The organism is bacterium (assembly GCA_008933615.1).
GTDB lineage: Bacteria > CLD3 > CLD3 > SB21 > SB21 > SB21.
Window position 1 is genome coordinate 139,717 of the sequence record WBUR01000002.1, and the last position, 17,972, is coordinate 157,688.

Below are 17,972 nucleotides of genomic sequence, written 5' to 3' on the forward strand. Positions count from 1 at the left end.
TCACGGTGGATCTATGCATTCGGGCAGAATATATTTTTGCAGTGTCTGTTTTGTCTATAAGTTCTACTTCAGTTATATCTTAAACCTGTAAGGTTTACTCGCTGCTTAATTTAGATGTTAAATAATATTCAAGGTTTTAGTCTGTATTATTCGTTGCCGTTTAAACCTTACAGGTTTGAGAGTCTTCTCCGAGACCAAATTTAGCATATACTACCATACCGTCTTATTTTCCTAATTGAGCCTTTAAAGCAGCAAGATCGGCATCAACCGTCGAACTTGATTCGAGTTTCTTGAATTCATCATCAAGTGATGTGGACTGGTCAGCCAGTTCCGCATGAGCGTCAGCTTGTGACTCCACGTCCTCAATTTTCTTCTCAAATCGGTCAAAATTACCAAAGGCACCGCCACCAATACCACTCATTTGCTGGGCAATCATTTTCTTGGCCTTTGCTGCCTGATGTCGTGCAATTAGCGTATTTTGCCGAACACGCGCTTCATCAAGCTTTGCTTTCAACTGCATTAATTGAGACTTCATTTGCTCAGCTGTCTGAGTGGCTTGCTGTAGAACCGGCTCGAGCGAAGTTGCGGAATTCAGATATGTCGTTTTCTTGGCAAGCGCCTGAGACGCAAGGTCATCGCGGCCGGCATTTACTGCCTGAATGGCTTTATTTTGCCAATCCTCGGAAAGCTTTTTATTCTCATTAAACTGTTTCTCAAGGCGCTTTTGATTTGCAATAGCTGTCCCAACTGCCGTAGTTGCTTTATTGACAGCCTCTTCCATTTCAATAACCATTTGCTTAAGCATTTTTTCAGGATCTTCGGCCTTATCCAGCAAATCATTAACATTTGCCTTCAAAACATCTGTCATTCTTGCAAAAATACCCATATTGTCTCCTTGTTGTTTAGTTTAATATATGGTTTATTATGGTTTTAATGATAATCCGGTTAATGTATCGGTTAATAGGAAGTCGACAACTGCCTTTAGATCTCGTCCGCTTTCATTAAATACTTTGACCTGTCGATCGGAACTCGTGCCTTCGTCCAATATCTTGTAAATATAATTTATTTCATTACGGCTGCCTAGTTCTTCTACTGCATCATCGACGAATTGAATCAATTCATATATTAAGTTTTTTGTGTGCACCTCTTGTCTTTTACCAAAATCGATCATTTTACCATTTATTCCATACCTGCTTGCACGCCATTTGTTCTCTGAGATAAGTTGATTTGGATAAATCCGCCATGAAATATTTCTCATATAGAGCCTATATAAAGTCAACATTAGCGCTTGAATCAGGGCGGCAATTGCGATAGTTTCATCAACTCGCGTTGGTAAATCACAAACACGAACCTCAAGAGTACCAAAATTCGGGTGGGGTCTAGCATCCCACCAAATCTTTTTGCCATTATCAATGCAATTCGTTCTCACTAATAGGTTTACATAATCCTCAAAAGTCGCCCAGGATTCAAATACAGGTGGCAGATCGGTTCGAGGAAACCGCTGAAATATTTTTGTTCGAATTGAACTCAAACCCGTGTTTCGCCCAATCCAAAATGGCGAACTCGTCGATATGGCCAGAACATGCGGCAAAAAATAACGAATCTGGTTCAAGATCGCAATACAAGTTTCGTTATCCGGCATCCCAATATGAATATGCAGACCAAAAATGAGGTTGGCTCTGGCGATATCTTGCATATTTTCGATAATTTCCCTGTAGCGGTCATGATCGCTAATTTCCTGGCTTTTCCAATCGCTTATAGGGTGAGTACTTGCCGCAACGATTCTCAGTCCCCTTTTCATTGCTAACTGCGCAATAGCCGTTCTGAGCTTTACTACTTCCTTTCGCGCATCCTGAATATTCCTGCAAATATTCGTTCCAACTTCAACAACCGATTGATGCATCTCCATCTTTATCTGTTCGGAAAGAAGTAATTTACCCTCTTCGAGCATTTGGCTTGTTACATGGGATCGCAATTCTCTCGTCTCAGGATCTACGATCTGAAATTCTTCTTCAATTCCAATAGTAAAAGGCACTTTTTCAGTCATTAGTCTAATATATTATTATAAACAAAGTAAACATCTTTATTAATTAGATTAGGACGAGTTATCTTATAAATAACTACTTAGTCAATTGGCGCCAAAAAACTTCCTCGATTAGATGATCATAAGTGGCCAATTTAATGAATTTCATCAAGGATAAACGTGGGTGTCGTGCCCCCACCAGCAGTCACATTAGCGAGTGATGAGGAGGACAATCTTGTAAGAACGCCCTCTACTTTTGCGCCAAAAACATATGGATCCATATCAACGACCATGTCTACATACTTTATCTTATTATCTTCGACAATAGGAAATGAAACTCGTGGGATTGGCACCAATTCCTGAACTACATAAAATTCACCAGACATGGCTTCTTGAATGACTCTGTTCCAATTCTCTGCGGACGTTTCTTTCCCAAGACAAACCCCCTTGCCTCCGTATTCATCATTTGGCTTTATGACAAATTCGTCCTTATTTGATGATATGTATGAAATGAGATCAATTATTGCCCCCTTGTAGACCGTTTTCTCCTCTTGTACTACACGGGTCCATGGAATGTGTTTCGAGATAACGGACAGTTCTTCACCGTTGAACATATCGTGATTTTTCTCATGCGTTAATACGGCAAAAATTGATTTCTTGTGAACCATCTTCGCTCGAAACGGATTAATCATGCAGACGTTGTGATCTCTGTATGCGTCAACCAAGGTCTGGGTTTCTTCAACGCGTTCAACACAATCATTGGTCAGGATACGTTTGTAAACAAGATCGATCTTTGTATCTTCAAACCGTAAGATATTATTTGCATACACAAGATCCCGCGGATCTGCGATTACACATTCGTAACCTTTTGACTCAAAAAATTCCTGAAAGAGCTGAAACTCAGTGTACGTCGGAACGTCTCGCCAGTCTACAATAGCAATTACAGGCTTTTTATTTCTCTTGTTACCGGTATAGACTTGATACGTTTCTATGAGGCCGTCTAATAGTGTCTGACGTATTTGACATTTTTCAACCGAATATTTTTTTTTAAATTCAGTGACAAACGGAAATTGATCATATACTTCAGCTGCAACATCTGAATATGCTATACCTGCCGGACACTCAGCATTCAATTCAACAAACTTAAGGGAATCACCTTGCAAAAATGAATCCCACCGGGCCGTTATGGACAAACGATCATAACCGGGATGAATATCAACCAGTTCTTTCTCTCGCGCATTAACGCCTGCCTGAGCCATGATATGAGGATTTGAAAGAGCCGCATTCTTAAATTTAGTTATGGTATTCCGCAGAATGCCGCAAACGTATCGAATGTATTCATATTGTTCTATGGAAATAAAATTCGGACGAACAAAATTATACATCGAACGTCCGCCAAATGTCAGTTTCTGCAATTGACATTCGCTCACGAAAACTGCAAAAATATCTGCGATCTTTGATTCGTTTTTTTCAAGAAGGTCGTTATAGTATTGGATACTCTCCGGAATACTAACCATCGCTTAATCTCTCACTCTGTATTGGATTTGTTCTTTTTGGCAGTACGAGGCTTTGACATATCTGATTCTCTGCCGTTGAGAAACTGATTCCATCGGAATTCGCCGGCATAGGGTTGATGGTGTAAAGCGCGATCAATGGCCATTTCAGTAACCTTATCAACAACCCATTCGAAATTGGGAGGAGTCACTGAATAGTAATCGCAATCGGGTGCGGGATTCATGTAATCAATTGCATAAGGAATACCGTCCCGTACGGCAAATTCAAGTGTGTTAAGATCATAGCCCAATGCCGTGCATATATCTACACAATATTTTTCAATTTGCTTTGCTTTTTTGTCGTCCAGTGGCGTTGGATTTTTTACGTATCTGTTGACAGGCTCTGCACCGGGATCAAATTGCATGATCCGGACATGTTTCTTGTTTATACAGTAACATCGATAATATTCTTCAAAGTTTATGTTTTCCTGCAATACCATACACAAATCACCAGTCCGATTATATTTCTCGAAAAAGTCATCGGCAGATTCAACTTTGTATACATGCCGCCATCCTCCGCCGTCAAAAGGTTTTAAAAATGCAGGAAAACCAACGTATTCAAAAAGCTGGTCCCACGGAAGCGGAAAAGTCAAATTACGAAAAGACTCTGAGGTTGTATTTGGCGGATGCTGATGGTGCGGGAGAATCACCGTTTTAGGAACAGGTATCCCCATCTTATCGGCAAGAGAATAATTAAAAAACTTATCATCGGCCGACCACCAAAAAGGGTTATTAATGACGTCGGTTCCGCCGAGAACCGCATTTTTCAGATATGCCCGATAATATGCAACTTCATGTGAAATTCGGTCAATAATCACTTTGTAACCGGATGGCTCTCTCATTTTCGTGCCGCCAAGCATGATGAATTCAGCGGCAATTTTTAACTTTTTTTTCGTTGCTACTTTATTTATGTTGGCGATCAAAGCATCAGGAAAAGTTGTTTCCATTCCCCGTAAAACACCGATTCGGGCAATTTGAGACATGGCGACTCCTCAATTTTAGACTAAATCTGTCAATGTGGAATAAAATCGATCTGCTTTTTCGTAGACATCACGAGCTAATGCTTCATCTGCTGCGAGCTGGTCTGATTGGTTTTCAAATCCTCCGGCTTTTACCACTGCTAACAAATCGTCATGCAACGCTGAAGAAAGCACTTTTGTGTCAATAAAGCGCGCCTTGAATACCGGTATCGAGTCAGAAGTTTTTTTTATTTCGATTTTATTTTTTTTCAAGAATGCCCGCAGCGTAAAAAAAACAGCATGATAACATCTCAATATAGATTCTTCGTACAGCCGTTCGTCCATAAGCAATTCAGCCGCCCCGAGGCTTTCATTGGCTTTGTCAACAAGGGTTCCAATACGAAATTTCTCATCAACTAGCATGTGATTATTTGTTAAAACGGAAGAAAGCGAAGAAACGGTAGTGTGAGATATGAACTGAAAAAATATAAATAAGTAAGTACAGATTTGCAAGCCGAAACATTGCGCATCAAAATCCGATCTGAAGGAATATTAAATCAAATAAAATAATTTGATTTTGAAATATGAAATATCTATCTTTGCACCGCAAAATAATTAACGCCACAATAGCTCAGCGGTAGAGCAGCTGTTTCGTAAACAGCAGGTCGCAGGTTCAAATCCCGCTTGTGGCTCAATCAAAAAATTTTAGGCCCATCTTTACAATTTTATTTATTTTCACATAGCCACAACTATCATTCTTATTGTTTTGAGATCTTCTATCCTGCGTTATGAAATCGTGGCTCCGCCGTCTACTTTGATCACCTGACCTGTAATATACTTTGACGACAAGGCAAGAAATACAACCATGTCAGTAATATCGGAAGGCATTCCGTATTTCTTAAGTGGAATTTTTTCAATTGACGGGTGAATAATGTCGCTGCTTTCTTCATTGGGTATAATTATAGTACCCGGGGCAACCGCATTAACAGTGATATGCGGGGCAAGGGCTTTGGCTAAAACTTTTGTCAGCATCACAATGCCGGCCTTTGACACGCAATACGGGATATGCTTTGGCCAAGTATGATATGCGCCAAGAGATGCAATATTGATTATCTTACCCGATTTTCGTTTTATCATATACGTAGACGCCTCTTGGGCACAAAGAAATGATGACTTCAGATTAGTATCAATTACGGTATCCCACAAAGTTTCGTTAATCCTTTTCAATTCAATTGGGGGTGGAAAGATCGCAGCATTGTTGACGAGCACATCCAACTTACCAAATGTTTTTACAGTCTCCTTCATCAACCGGCGAACATGAGTGATTTTTGTTACATCTGCCTTGACGGCAATACAACGTCGGCCCAGTTTCCTAATGTCGCGAACAGTTTTTAGAGCGGACGATTTAGATTGGTTGTAATTGATCACAATGTCGAAACCATACTCCGCGAGTGCAATTGCAATCCGGCGACCGAGACGACGACCGGAACCCGTGATAAGGGCGATTTGATTTTCCATAGGACAAGGTATTTATTATTTATTTTAATTTCAAGCTGAGTATCGCATTACCTATCGCCAATGCAGATAAAAAAAGGTGATGTCGTTATCGACATCACCTCAAAAAAGTTAAGAAATGAAATTGTTTCTATTTTTTTTCTTTTTTTGCTTTTCTGCCGTTCCCTTTTTCATCCTCTCCGCTTTCTTTGAGCGAAACAGCAATCGCCTGGTAGCGCTTCAGCCCGGTTCCTGCCGGTATAAGCCGCCCCATAATTACATTTTCCTTGAGACCCAAGAGATAATCGGTTTTCGCGCTTATTGCCGCATCCGCCAGAACTTTTGTAGTCTCCTGGAATGACGCAGCTGAAATGAAACTCTCCGTACTCAAAGACGCTTGAGTAATTCCGAGCAACAAAGGTTCTGCTGTCGCGGGCTGGGCTTCACGGTATTCAGGTGCTTTCTTCTTATCATATTTTTTTAGCACCTTTTCAAGTTCGGCCCTGGTCAAAATTTGGCCTTCTTTGGTATTAGATTCTCCTCGATCCGTGATAACTACTTTCTCGCGTATTTTTTGATTCTCATCGAGGAATCGCAGACGGTCAACCTGGTCATCCTGCAAGAAATAGGTATCGCCTGAATCAGCAATACGAACTCGTTGCAGCATTTGACGTACAATGATTTCGATATGCTTATCGTTGATTTTAACGCCTTGCGTGCGGTATACTTCCTGAATTTCATTCACTAGATACCGCTGGACCTCAGCCGGACCTTTGATGCGTAAGATGTCATGCGGCGCTACGGCGCCGTCGGACAGCTGTTCACCGGCGTACACAAAATCGTTTTCGTGAACTATGAGATGTTTGCCAAATGGAATTTTATACGACTTGCTTTCGCCGTTCTTTCCTTCGATAGTCACCTCGCGATAACCTCGTGATATTTTACCGATCTTCACGTAGCCGTCGATTTCGCTAACAGAACTCGCATCTCTTGGCTTGCGCGCTTCGAACAGTTCTTGAACTCTCGGAAGACCTCCCGTGATATCTTTTGTCTTTGCCGCTTCACGGGGAATCTTCGCAATGGCTTCACCGGCAATCACGCTATCGCCGTCTTTCATTACAAGATAGGCGCGGGTCGGTAAAATGTGTGTTTCAAGTATTTCTTTGCCTTTCTTAACCAGCAATGTCGGTGTAATTTTTTTATCGCGTGACTCGATAACAACCAGATGTTTCATACCTGTTGCTTCATCCGCTTCTTCACGGCATGAGATCCCTTCTTTCAGTCCATCGAATACAATCACGCCGTCATGCGACGTAATAATACTTGTATTGTATGGGTCCCACGTCATGATGAAATCGTCTTTTTTTACAGACTGTCCGTCCTTCACCGCAATTGCCGCGCCATAAGGCACCTTGTATGCATAAATAAGCCGCTCAGTATCGTTGTCAATTAACTCAATACGAGCATTGCGTGTCATTGAAATAGACGCGTTGTCGCTTTTCCGCTCAATAATCTTCATTCCAGGACCGTAAACTATCTTTCCAGCGGATCTAGCCAACGCTTGCGGTTGCTCACCGATACGTGATGCAACACCGCCAATATGAAATGTACGTAAGGTTAACTGAGTCCCCGGTTCACCGATAGATTGCGCGGCCATAACACCAACCGCTTCGCCCATATTGACTATGTTGCCGCTTGCCAGATTCCGTCCATAACATTTTGAACATACGCCGCGTTTGGATTCGCAGGTCAATACGGAACGGATTTCAACCGTTTCGATCGCGGAGTTATTCAACATCTCCGCTTTGTCTTCATCAATTAATTCGCCGGCATCAATTACCACATCGCCTGTGGAAGGATCTACCACATCATCAGCTGCAACGCGTCCTATGCATCGTTCGCCGAGCGATTCCTTAATTTCTTCACCTTCTTTAATTGCCGATGTTTTAACGCCTAAGATAGTTCCGCAATCTTCTTCTGTAATAATCACATCCTGTGCAACGTCAACAAGACGGCGAGTCAAGTAACCCGCATCGGCGGTTTTCAATGCCGTGTCAGCCAACCCTTTTCTGGCGCCATGGGTTGAAATAAAGTATTCCCATACTGAAAGTCCTTCCTTAAAACTCGCCGTGATCGGGTGCTCAATAATTTCTCCGACAGAGCCTGTCATGCTTTTCTGAGGCTTGGACATAAGTCCGCGCATACCGCCAAGCTGCTTGATCTGATCACGTGAACCGCGGGCTCCCGAGTCCATCATCATAAAGATCGGATTAAATCCATCGTTCGACATCGTGATACTCTCATACATTGCTGCCGCAACATCATTGGAAGCATGTGTCCAAATGTCAATTATCTTATTGTAACGTTCACCATCCGTCATCAGACCCATACGATAAGTTTTTTGAACTTTATCAACTTGTATATTTGCTTGTCTCAGAACGGCCTCTTTATTTGGCGGCGACAACACATCCTCAATGCCTATTGAACAACCGGAACGAGTGGCGTATGTAAATCCTAGAAGTTTAAGATTATCTAAAAACTCCACCGTCTTGATATTCCCAACTTCCGTATGCAGCCTTGACACGATTTCTTCAATCTTCTTTTTTGTCAGAAGTTCGTTCATGTAACCCGCCTCACGTGGAACGATTTCATTGAAGATGGCGCGCCCAACCGTGGTATCGATATACTTCCAAGGTTTCTTCTTATCTGTGGAATCCGGATTAGGTATACGCAGTTGCACCTTAGCATGAAGTTCAACAACACCATTGTCATAAGCAGAACGAATATCTTCCATGTTTGTATATTTTGTTCCTTCGCCCTTTGCGCCCTTATGCAATTTCGTGAGATAATAGCATCCCAAAACGATATCTTGCGAAGGAATCGCAATCGGCCTGCCGCTTGACGGTTGAATAATGTTGTGACTCGACAGCATAAGAAGCCGCGTTTCAATTTGAGCTTCATAGGATAACGGTATATGGACAGCCATTTGGTCACCGTCAAAGTCGGCGTTAAAAGCGGCGCAAACCAGAGGGTGAACTTGAATAGCACGCCCTTCTACTAAAACGGGCTGAAATGCCTGAATACCTAACCTGTGTAACGTGGGAGCACGATTAAGGAGCACGGGGTGATCAGCCACGATCTTTTCAAGAATCTCCCAAACTTCCGGACCATGTTTATCGACCATCCTTTTGGCGCTCTTGACTGTTTTTACAAATCCGCGCTCAACCAATTTTCGGATAATAAAGGGTTTAAATAGCTCAACAGCCATTTCTTTCGGTAAACCGCATTCATGGAGTCTAAGTTCAGGTCCAACGACAATAACAGATCGACCGGAATAATCAACACGTTTTCCAAGCAAATTTTGACGAAAACGTCCTTGTTTCCCTTTTAACATATCCGACAAAGATTTCAAAGGACGATTACTGTCACTTCTCACTGCAGCTGTCTTTCTAGAATTATCGAACAAGGAATCTACAGACTCCTGAAGCATTCGTTTTTCATTTCGTAAGATGACTTCGGGCGCCTTAATTTCGATAAGCTTGCGCAACCGGTTGTTTCTGATTATAACCCGGCGATAAAGATCATTTAGATCACTTGTAGCAAAACGGCCGCCTTCAAGTGGAACTAAAGGACGCAACTCTGGCGGAATAACCGGCACAACATCCAAAACCATCCATTCCGGCCGGTTCTCAATTTCGGACTCCTTTTGAACAAATGCGTCAGCAACACGGAGCTGCCGCAATGCGTCAGATCGTTTCTGCTGCGAAGAGCCGGTGTCGCGAACAATTTTACGTAGATCGATAGACAATGAATCAACTTCTACTCTCTTTAAGAGTTCCTTGACCGCGTCACCGCCAATAAGAGCAATGAATTTATTGGGATCTGTATTCGGCAGGTCATCATTCTCTTTGCCAAGCTCTTCTTTTACTCTGTATAATTCCTCTTCAGGAATGATATCTTTATATTTGAGTCCGCTGTTTCCCGGCTGAATGACCACGTAATTTTCGTAGTAGATGATCTTGTCTAATTGCTTGATACTAAGCCCAAGAATTGAACCGATTTTAGATGGCAGTGATCGAAAAAACCAAATATGTACTACAGGGACAGCGAGCGATATATGCCCCATTCGTTCCCGTCGAACCGCTTTCAACGTAACTTCAACTCCGCAACGATCGCAGATTATGCCTTTGTATCGGATACGCTTGTATTTACCGCAATGGCATTCCCAGTCCTTTACGGGGCCAAATATCTTCTCGCAAAATAATCCGTCTTTTTCAGGTTTGAAACTGCGATAGTTAATAGTTTCAGCTTTTGTCACTTCGCCATAAGAACGACTAAGAATTGCATCTGGTGATGAAATTCCAATCGTAATACTTGAAAAGTTTTTTGCTAAGCTCGTGTTTGATAAGTAAGACACTTTTAAACCTCCTTATTCGGAAGTTAAAGCTATATCTCGTGTAATGAGATATAAACTTTAAAATACAATTATTTATGTTGTTGTTATACTATTTTGACTTCTAAACCCAAACCCTGCAATTCTCTAACGAGCACGTTAAACGACTCTGGAATCCCTGCTTCCGGCAAATTGTCGCCTTTCACAATGGACTCATAAACTTTAGCGCGACCGCTAACGTCATCTGACTTATACGTAAGAATTTCCTGCAACGTATATGCCGCTCCGTATGCTTCCAGTGCCCAGACTTCCATTTCTCCGAATCTCTGGCCTCCAAATTGCGCTTTCCCGCCTAGTGGCTGCTGTGTAATTAGCGAATAAGGTCCAATCGATCGCGCGTGAATCTTATCGTCGACCAAGTGGTTCAGTTTCATGATGTAGATATAACCGACCATCGTTTCCTGATCAAAAGATTCACCGGATCGTCCATCTGTGAGTTTGACTTTTCCGTGTTCCGGCAAGCCTGCGGCACGCAATTCATCTTGAACGTCGCGGATCTTAGCACCGTCAAATACATTGGTCTCATAGTGTTTACCCAAAACTTTTCCAGCCCAAGCTAGAGAAGTTTCAAATATCTGACCCAAATTCATACGTGAAGGCACGCCAAGCGGGTTAAGAATAACATCAACCGGAGTTCCATCGCCCAAGAACGGCATATCTTCTTCCGGAACAATTTTGGCCACAACACCTTTGTTTCCATGGCGTCCGGCCATCTTATCGCCGACTGATATCTTGCGTTTCTTAGCAATTTGAACCTTTGCCAATTGTACAATACCCGGTGGAAGTTCATCTCCGACTTGAACTTTGAATTTCTCCGAATTGTATTCGCTTTCAACTTCTTCGACATTTCGTTCAAAATTATCAATAAGAAAATTTGCCATTTCGTTCGTTTCTTCATCGTCCGTCCAGTGGCTTTCTGCCAAATTAAGCTCCGATGGATCTAAATTTTTGAATGAATCGTCGGTAAATTTACGTCCTTTCTTGAGAAATTCACTGCCGTCAGTATACTGTACTCCAGCTGAAACTTTTCCTACCAAAAGTTTCTCCAATTCTTCCCGGAGATTTGCCTTTAAGCGGCGAACTTGCTTTTTGTAGTCTGAATCCAGTTCTTCAATTTTCTTTTTGTCCTCTTTTTTCGACTCAGTGTCCTTTTTCTTGCGGCTAAACAACTTGGTCGAAACCACAATCCCTTTCATTCCCGGAGGCGCTTTCAGCGAAGCGTCTTTCACATCGCCGGCTTTGTCGCCAAAAATAGCCTTCAGGAGTTTCTCTTCGGGCGTAGGGTCTGTCTCTCCCTTGGGTGTCACTTTGCCGACTAAGATATCGCCCGGTAAGACTTCTGCTCCAACTCGTATAATTCCATTTTCGTCGAGATCTTTGGTCGCTTCTTCACTGACATTGGGAATTTCGCGTGTGAGTTCTTCCTCGCCGCGTTTGGTATCTCGGACCTGAATCTCATATTCTTCAATGTGAATCGACGTAAAAAGGTCATCTTTTAAAAGTTTCTCACTCAAAATAATAGCGTCTTCGAAATTATAACCGCGCCATGGCATGAATGCCGCAAGGACATTACGTCCTAATGCCAAATCACCTCGATTAGTTGCGCATCCATCTGCGATTATCTGTCCTGCTTTGACCTCGTCACCGGTTGCAACAAGAGGCCGCTGATTTATGCACGTATCCTGATTGGTGCGGAAAAATTTAAGAAGCTGATAAGACACCGTATCCGAGACTTCTTGTTTTTGTTTCTTTATATTTCCCTTTTTTCGGATGGTAATTTCATTAGCGGATACAGACTCAACAATTCCATCTATCTCGGATATTAACACTGAGCGCGAATCAACAGCGACGACACGCTCGAGACCGGTCCCGACGATGGGAGCTTCTGGAATCAAAAGAGGTACAGCCTGACGCTGCATGTTGGATCCCATCAATGCGCGGTTCGCATCATCATGTTCCAAGAATGGGATCAAAGCGGCGGCCGGACTTACGATCTGCGCAGGAGAAACGTCCATGTATGCTATTTCATTCGGCGGAGCCAAGGGGAAATCGCCCTTATTTCGCGCTTTCACAAATTCATTTTGGAAGATTCCCTTTTTATCAATTATCTCGCTGGCTTGAGCGATTGTTCTATTTTCTTCGTCGCTCGCTGTCAAATACTCAATATTTTGCTGAACCCTTCCGTTCGTGACTTTTCGGTATGGAGTTTCGATGAACCCGTATCGATTAATTCGCGCGAACAAACATAATGAAGAAATCAAACCAATATTTGGTCCTTCCGGAGTTTCCACCGGGCATAATCTGCCGTAATGGGTGTAGTGAACGTCACGCACTTCAAAGCCGGCACGCTCTCTTGTTAAACCGCCTGGCCCTAACGCCGAAAGCCGTCGTTTATGAGTAAGTTCAGACAGCGGATTGGTCTGGTCCATGAATTGAGACAACTGACTCGTGCCAAAGAACGTATTAATTACGCTGGAAATGGTCCGAGCATTTACCAGATCCTGAGGAGTCAAATTCTCATTGTCTCGCAAATTCATTCTTTCGCGAATCGTACGCGTCATACGTGAAAAAGCAACGCTAAACTGGGAAGCGAGTTGTTCGCCGACAGTCTTGACCCGGCGATTTCCTAAGTGGTCAATGTCATCCGTTGAGCGGGTGCCATTACGTAACTCAATAAGCGCTTTAATAATTGCAATGATATCATCCTTCGTTAAAACGGTGACCGCTTCCGGGATATTTAGACTCAACTTCTTATTGATCCGGTTACGTCCTACATCGCCGAGATCGTAACGTTTGGAATTAAAAAACTGTCTTTCCAAAAGACTGCGGGCGGTTTCAAGATCCGGGGCATCGCCGGAACGCAATTGACGATAGATTTGTTCCAGCGCTTCAGCTTCAGTTTTAGTTACGTCTTTTCGAATGGTATTAGCAATAACCTCAGGAATTTCGTCTTCAGCTTTAATAAGGTCTATTTTCTTAATTTTAAATTTCTTGAGTTTTGTAATGAGTTCCTCATCCACGATCGCATCTTTTTCAGCAATAATCTCGCCGGTTTCTTCCTGAATTATATCCACTGCGATCTTACGGCCATTAAGTGTATCACCAATCCTGGTCAGTTCAACCTCATCGATCACCCCGAAAAGCTTTAACATATCACGATCGGAAGAATAACCAAGCGCACGCAAGAAAGTCGTAACAGGAAATTTTTTCTTACGATCAATGAAAACGTACATGACGTCGTTGACATCCGTCGTAAACTCAATCCACGATCCTCTAAATGGTATCACGCGCGCCGAAAACATTTTAGTGCCATTTGGATGAATAGATTCGTCAAAAAAGACACCGGGTGACCGGTGCAACTGACTGACTACAACACGTTCTGCCCCGTTAATGATAAAGGTGCCCTTTTCAGTGATATAAGGCAAATTGCCGAGGTACACATCCTGTTCCATAATTTCAGGATGCTTATCATCCGATGATTTCTTGCTTGAAAGCCGCAGCGTCGCTTTCAGCGGTACAGAGTGTGAGACGCCACGTTCCTGACATTCCCGGACATCGTATTTGGGGCGCTCAATAAAATACTTGATAAATTCTAATTTGAAAAGCTCTTTAGCGTCTTCGACGGGAAATGAACTCAAAAACACAGCTTGCAAGCCCGTGTTGGTTCTCTTTTCAGATTGCACATCCTGTTGAAGAAACTCTTTATACGAATCAATCTGAATCTCAAGCAAATCCGGCATTTCTGTTACGCTGGGATTTTTAGCAAATGAAACTCGTTCGATGATCTTGTTTTTCAAGGGTAACCTGCCTTTTGTTAAATTAGGTTGTGAGGAACAACTTAATTGCTTTTATTCTGAACTTGGAAGCGCAAGGCATGTGCGCTCGCGGGATAAGAACACCCATATTATCGCCTGGGTATTCTAAAAAGAAATTAAAGCGGCCCCTTCCAGGACCGCTTATGATAGACTGCTCTGAACGAATTAAGCTACTTCGACTGTTGCTCCAACTTCAGCAAATTTAGCTTTGATCTTCTCTGCTTCATCTTTCGAAACACCTTCTTTTACAACAGCAGGTGCGCTGTCAACAAGGTCTTTCGCTTCTTTCAATCCCAGGCTGGTCAGTTCACGAAGAACTTTGATCACCTGAATTTTCTTGTCGCCGGCGCCCGTCAATTTTACCGTAAATTCTGTTTGTTCTTCCGCAACAGCGGCGCCGCCGCCTGCAGGTCCGGCAACCGCAGCAACCGCAACAGGAGCTGCAATCTCAACACCAAATTTACTTTTAATTTCTTTGACGAGTTCTCCGATCTCCATCATGTTGGCGTTTGCTAAATAGTCCAACACATCTGCTCTTGAAGTAGCCATTTCTATATCTCCTAAATGTCTTTGCTGTCAGTCATCCGCAACATTTAAACGAATGATAAATTAAGACAGCAAATGGTTAATATTAAACTAAATTGTTTATGCCGCTTTTTTGTCTTTTAAGGTTTCCAAAAGGCCGACCAGATTTTGCATCGGTGTATTGAGCAACATCACGACGTTTTGCATCGGCGAATTGAACAGGCCCATGAGTTGTCCTAATAGATCTTTTTTACTTGGCATCTTAGCGATGTCACCGATCTTGGAAGCTTCAAACAATTGCTTGTCAATAACGCAAATCTTGACTTGCAGTTTGTCATTTTCTTTTTCCTTCAGAAAATCTGATATTACTTTAGCCGGCGCTACGGCATCCGCGTAACCAAATGCAATCCCAGTAGGTCCCTGCAGATACTTATCAAGATTAACAGTATACCCCGCTTTGTTCAGGGCGAGCTTGGCTAGAGTATTTTTTACCACTTTAAAATCGGAATTAGATTCGCGAAATTTAATTCGCAATTGTTCCATTTTTTGAACATTGATTCCTGAAAAATCGGTCAGATACAGACTGGAAGCATTCTCAAATTTTTCTGCCAACTCAGCAATCAATTCAGTTTTATTTTCTTTTTTCATATTAGGCCTTTAAAAATTGATGATCAAATGTTGATTTAGTGAACAGTTATCGAACCAACTTCCTGATTACTAACTTTGATGCCTGGTCCCATGGACGTGGACACATGCACGCTCTTCAGATATTGTCCTTTTGCCGTTGACGGCCTCATGCGTAGGATTGTAGCCATAAAGCTTCTAAAATTGTCTTCCAAATTTTTTTGTTCGAATGAGGATTTGCCGATACCGACATGAACCGTTCCTTGTTTATCAACACGAAATTCGACACGGCCTGCTTTTACTTCATTCACCGCCTTGGCAACGTCGTTAGTCACTGTGCCGCTTTTTGGATTGGGCATCAGACCTTTCGGACCCAATATCTTGCCTAATTTTCCAAGTTCAACCATCGCTTCGGGCGTAGCAACTATCACGTCTACATCAGTCCAACCTTCTTTGATCTTCTGAAGATAATCGTCAAAACCAACGAAATCGGCACCTGCTTCTTTCGCTTCTTTATCTTTCATTTTCGTGATTACCAACACGCGTACGGATTTACCGACTCCGTGAGGCATCAAAACAGTTCCGCGAATCGCTTGATCTGCGTGTTTAGGATCGACACCCAAATTCACCGCAACATCAATTGTCTCAATAAATTTGGTGCTCGCAGTTTCTTTGATCAATCTAAAAGCCTCTGTTATGGAATATTCTTTTCCATGTTCAACTTTTTTTTGAGCGGCCTGAAACCGTTTACTTCTTTTTTTCATATATCTCCTTTTGCGAATATTCTCTCCGCCAACAACGGATGAATTACTCTCCCACCAAGGGTGGTAATGGATTAAACGAGTTAATTAAATTTAGTCTATAACTTCTACACCCAAACTTTTTGCTGTGCCTTCGATCATGCGCATAGCGCCGGCAATGTCTTTGGCATTAAGGTCCGGCATCTTTAATTTAGCGATTTCCTGAATTTTTGCCCGGCTGATTTTCCCGACTTTTGTACGGTTCGGCTGAGCTGAGCCTTTTTCCAATCCTATAGCTTTCTTAATCAGAATTGCTGCCGGCGGGGTTTTCAGGATAAAAGTAAATGATCGGTCTGAAAAAACTGTGATAACGACCGGAATGATCAACCCTTTTTGATCCTGGGTCTTTGCATTAAATGCCTTACAGAATTCCATGATATTAACGCCATGTTGGCCTAAGGCCGGACCGACGGGAGGCTGCGGATTCGCAGCTCCTGCTGCAATTTGCAGCTTGATTTGGGCAACTACTTTTTTCATTAGATTCCCTTTTTCATAAATAAATATTGTTAATTACTGTTCTAATTTAACCTGTAAGAAGTCCAATTCAACGGGTGTTGATCGGCCAAAAATGCTGACCATAACTTTCAGTTTACTCTTTTCATAATTTATCTCATCGATAAATCCTGTAAAATCTGTGAACGGTCCGTCTGTCACACGGATCGGATCGCCTACTTTGAATGGAACGTCGTAAGTCTCCGATGTCTTTTTCTCGTGCATTCTTCCAAGCATACGATCGACTTCATCCGGACGAAGCGGTTGTGGCGTGTTCTTCGGACCTACAAAATTCACTACGCCCGGCGTGTTAGCCACGACGTGCTGCACCAGCTTATCATCCACCATTTCAATAATCATATAACCCGGCAAAAAAGATCGTGTTTTTTCCTTTTTCTTGCCGTTCTTCATCTCAATCACGGTCTCAGAAGGAATCATGATCCGAAAAACTTTATCTTTCAATCCGGCTATTTCCAATTCGCTTTGAATGTGGTCTTTTACCTTCTGCTCCTGTCCCGAATACACGCGCAGCGTAAACCACCTCGTATTTTCTGGTCGGACGACCTCTTCGACAACTTCTTCTTTTTTTTCTGAAACGTTTTCAGAATTTTCCATTCTTATCCTTTTCTGCGATAGCCCGATTGAACGTGCAATTTAAGATTACAAAAGAAACTGTTTAACGATATACTGCAATATATTGTCTGTCGTAAAAATATAGATCGACAATAATATCCATACTACCATAACCACGCCGGTCGAACCCATGAGTTCGTCTTTGGTTGGCCACGATACTTTCTTCATTTCCGTCTTAATATTTTCAAAAAATTCTGTTAACTTTCCCATAAGTCTTTCCTATCATTGTTAGTCATGCGCAGGGGAGACAGGACTTGAACCTGCAACCTACGGTTTTGGAGACCGCCGCTCTGCCAATTGAGCCACTCCCCTATTTCCCGTCCCGCATGCGCGGAGACAGCGGGAATTTAATTTATTATTCAACCATTTTATTACTTCAGGATTTTAGTAACCACGCCGGCTCCAACCGTTCTGCCGCCTTCACGGATAGCAAAACGAAGTCCGTCTTCCATAGCGATAGGCGCGATCAGTTCTATGCCGATCTTCACGTTATCTCCCGGCATGATCATCTCCATACCTTCCGGCAGTTTGATGACTCCCGTCACGTCCGTCGTTCTGAAATAAAACTGCGGACGGTAGCCTTTGAAGAACGGCGTGTGGC

Annotated in this window: 15 protein-coding genes and 2 tRNA genes; 1 reads left to right on the forward strand and 16 read right to left on the reverse strand. The window is 42.6% G+C overall.

The genetic code is table 11. From position 1 onward, the window contains the following. Nucleotides 1-223: 223 nt before the first annotated feature. The 5 genes from F9K33_01415 to F9K33_01435 form a co-directional block, all read right to left on the reverse strand. Nucleotides 224-886 carry a PspA/IM30 family protein gene (locus F9K33_01415; GenBank protein KAB2881427.1) on the reverse strand — a complete coding sequence of 221 codons (663 nt, stop codon included), beginning with the start codon at nucleotides 884-886 and terminating at the stop codon, nucleotides 224-226. A gap of 36 nt (nucleotides 887-922) precedes the next feature. Then, entirely contained in the window at nucleotides 923-2,047 is a 1,125-nt protein-coding gene (locus F9K33_01420) for a carboxylate-amine ligase (protein ID KAB2881428.1), read from the reverse strand. 131 nt (nucleotides 2,048-2,178) lie between these two features. Next, nucleotides 2,179-3,540: a hypothetical protein gene (locus tag F9K33_01425; GenBank protein ID KAB2881429.1), complete on the reverse strand. Its 1,362-nt coding sequence runs from the start codon at nucleotides 3,538-3,540 to the stop codon at nucleotides 2,179-2,181. Nucleotides 3,541-3,551: 11 nt separating this feature from the next. Beyond that, nucleotides 3,552-4,550 (reverse strand): hypothetical protein, encoded by a 999-nt coding sequence (locus tag F9K33_01430; protein ID KAB2881448.1) that lies wholly within the window; start codon nucleotides 4,548-4,550, stop codon nucleotides 3,552-3,554. A 24-nt stretch (nucleotides 4,551-4,574) separates the two neighbouring features. Then, nucleotides 4,575-4,958 carry a HEPN domain-containing protein gene (locus F9K33_01435; protein ID KAB2881430.1) on the reverse strand — a complete coding sequence of 128 codons (384 nt, stop codon included), beginning with the start codon at nucleotides 4,956-4,958 and terminating at the stop codon, nucleotides 4,575-4,577. A gap of 197 nt (nucleotides 4,959-5,155) precedes the next feature. Between F9K33_01435 and F9K33_01440 the strand changes: the two genes are divergently transcribed. After that, nucleotides 5,156-5,227 (forward strand) — tRNA-Thr (locus F9K33_01440). A 94-nt stretch (nucleotides 5,228-5,321) separates the two neighbouring features. Here the strand turns inward: F9K33_01440 and F9K33_01445 are convergent. From F9K33_01445 to tuf, 11 genes are all read right to left on the reverse strand, one after another. Next, nucleotides 5,322-6,053: an SDR family oxidoreductase gene (locus F9K33_01445; protein ID KAB2881431.1), complete on the reverse strand. Its 732-nt coding sequence runs from the start codon at nucleotides 6,051-6,053 to the stop codon at nucleotides 5,322-5,324. A gap of 127 nt (nucleotides 6,054-6,180) precedes the next feature. Next, complete coding sequence (gene rpoC, locus F9K33_01450) at nucleotides 6,181-10,446, reverse strand: DNA-directed RNA polymerase subunit beta' (protein KAB2881432.1); 4,266 nt, start codon at nucleotides 10,444-10,446, stop codon at nucleotides 6,181-6,183. An 83-nt stretch (nucleotides 10,447-10,529) separates the two neighbouring features. Beyond that, nucleotides 10,530-14,279, reverse strand: a complete 3,750-nt coding sequence (gene rpoB / locus F9K33_01455; GenBank protein ID KAB2881433.1) for a DNA-directed RNA polymerase subunit beta — start codon at nucleotides 14,277-14,279, stop codon at nucleotides 10,530-10,532. Nucleotides 14,280-14,462: 183 nt separating this feature from the next. After that, nucleotides 14,463-14,846 (reverse strand): 50S ribosomal protein L7/L12, encoded by a 384-nt coding sequence (locus tag F9K33_01460; GenBank protein ID KAB2881434.1) that lies wholly within the window; start codon nucleotides 14,844-14,846, stop codon nucleotides 14,463-14,465. A gap of 96 nt (nucleotides 14,847-14,942) precedes the next feature. Further along, nucleotides 14,943-15,470, reverse strand: coding sequence for a 50S ribosomal protein L10 (locus F9K33_01465; protein ID KAB2881435.1), 528 nt, complete (start codon nucleotides 15,468-15,470; stop codon nucleotides 14,943-14,945). Nucleotides 15,471-15,505: 35 nt separating this feature from the next. Beyond that, nucleotides 15,506-16,210, reverse strand: a complete 705-nt coding sequence (locus F9K33_01470) for a 50S ribosomal protein L1 (GenBank protein ID KAB2881436.1) — start codon at nucleotides 16,208-16,210, stop codon at nucleotides 15,506-15,508. Between the two features lie 90 nt (nucleotides 16,211-16,300). After that, a complete protein-coding gene (gene rplK / locus F9K33_01475) occupies nucleotides 16,301-16,723 on the reverse strand; it encodes a 50S ribosomal protein L11 (protein ID KAB2881437.1) in 423 nt (140 codons plus the stop codon). A gap of 33 nt (nucleotides 16,724-16,756) precedes the next feature. Further along, nucleotides 16,757-17,353, reverse strand: a complete 597-nt coding sequence (gene nusG, locus F9K33_01480) for a transcription termination/antitermination factor NusG (GenBank protein KAB2881438.1) — start codon at nucleotides 17,351-17,353, stop codon at nucleotides 16,757-16,759. 45 nt (nucleotides 17,354-17,398) lie between these two features. Beyond that, nucleotides 17,399-17,581, reverse strand: a complete 183-nt coding sequence (gene secE / locus F9K33_01485; protein ID KAB2881439.1) for a preprotein translocase subunit SecE — start codon at nucleotides 17,579-17,581, stop codon at nucleotides 17,399-17,401. Between the two features lie 29 nt (nucleotides 17,582-17,610). Next, nucleotides 17,611-17,683, reverse strand: a tRNA-Trp gene (locus F9K33_01490). A 59-nt stretch (nucleotides 17,684-17,742) separates the two neighbouring features. Further along, on the reverse strand, nucleotides 17,743-17,972 hold a 230-nt coding region (gene tuf / locus F9K33_01495), incomplete at its 5' end, for an elongation factor Tu (protein ID KAB2881440.1).